A 1269-nucleotide genomic window follows, 5' to 3' on the forward strand; every position below is an offset into this window, starting at 1 on the left:
GTCATGTCCTGGCCCCAGTTGCCGGTGATGAGTCATGTCCTGGCCCCAGTTGCCGGTGATGACCGAGTCGGCGCCGCTCTGCTTGATGTTGGCGATGTAGGGCGAGAAGTCCTTTACGCGGCCGATCGGATGCAGCGTTTCGCCGACGAACTGCACGTCGGGCCGCGCCAGGCCCACCAGCTGGCGCCCGTGGCTCGCCCACTGCTTGCCGTGGGCGTAGTCCTGGTTCAGCAGGTAGACCTTCTTCACGTCCGGCGTCTTCTTGATGTAGTTGGCCAGCGCCTTCATCTTCATCGCCGTGTTGGCCTCGGTCTGGAAGTGCCAGAAGCTGYAGTTCTTGCCGGTCATCTCGGGGTCGATCGACGAATGGTTCAGCACGATCAGCTCCTTGCCCGGATTGCGCTGGTTCCAGCGCGCCACCGACTGCACCAGTGCCGACACCACCGAGGAGCCCGACCCACCCGTGACGATGGCCTGGGCGCCCTGGTCGATGGCCGCCTGCAGCGCGCTCTGGCTCTCCTGCGCCGAGAGCTTGCTGTCGAACTGCAGCAACTGCAGCTTCGTGCCGCCGAGCACACCGCCCTTGGCGTTGATCTCCTCGATGGCGTACTGCGTGTGCGTGAGCATCAGCTCGCCCACGTTCGCGAACGGCCCTGAGAGCGGGTCGATGTAGGCGATCTTGTAGCTGGGCTGCTGTTGCTGCGCCTGGGCGCCGCCGGCAGCGGCCAGCAGGCAGGCAAGGGCGATCGGCGCCAGTGGCGCGTGCTTGGGCTTCATGGTTTGTCTCTCTCGGTTTTTTGGGGGAAGTCAGTCCGGGCTGCGAAGGCCGATCACGCGGCTCGCGAGCTTCGTGAGCTCGGTCGCCACCTCGTCGGGCGAGAGGCGGCCGTTCGGCCGGTACCAGCTGTAGAGAAAGCCCGGCAGGCTGCAGGCCGCGAGGGCCGTGATCTTGGTTTCCTCGAAGTCCAGGTCGCCGTCGCGGCGCGCTTCTTCGAGCAGCGGACAGAGCAGGTCGTAGAAGTGATGTGCGAGCTTCTTCTGCGCCGCGATGTATTCGGGCCGGTACACCTGCGGCTCGCGGTACGGAAAGAAGGCGCAGGGATGGTGCGCAATGGTCGCGCGGATCAGCCGTTCGATGCCTTCGAGCACCTTCTCGCTCGCGCGGCGCGGATCGCCGGCTGCGAAATCGAGCGCGGTGAAGCAGTCGACCGCGGGGCGCCACGACAGCGTTTCGAAGATCTCCTGCTTGTCGCGGAAGTAGTAGTACAC

General features: G+C 65.4%; 2 protein-coding genes. Both read right to left on the reverse strand.

The genetic code is table 11. The features are described 5' to 3' along the window. Positions 1-777 (reverse strand): ABC transporter substrate-binding protein (locus AC1DOC_RS34090; RefSeq protein ID WP_478131624.1); only part of this gene is annotated, 777 nt, incomplete at its 3' end. Between the two features lie 30 nt (positions 778-807). Next, a partial coding sequence (locus AC1DOC_RS34095; RefSeq protein WP_478131625.1) for a TetR-type transcription factor C-terminal domain-containing protein occupies positions 808-1269 on the reverse strand: 462 nt, incomplete at its 5' end.

This window comes from Variovorax sp. 01T439_2, assembly GCF_056398445.1.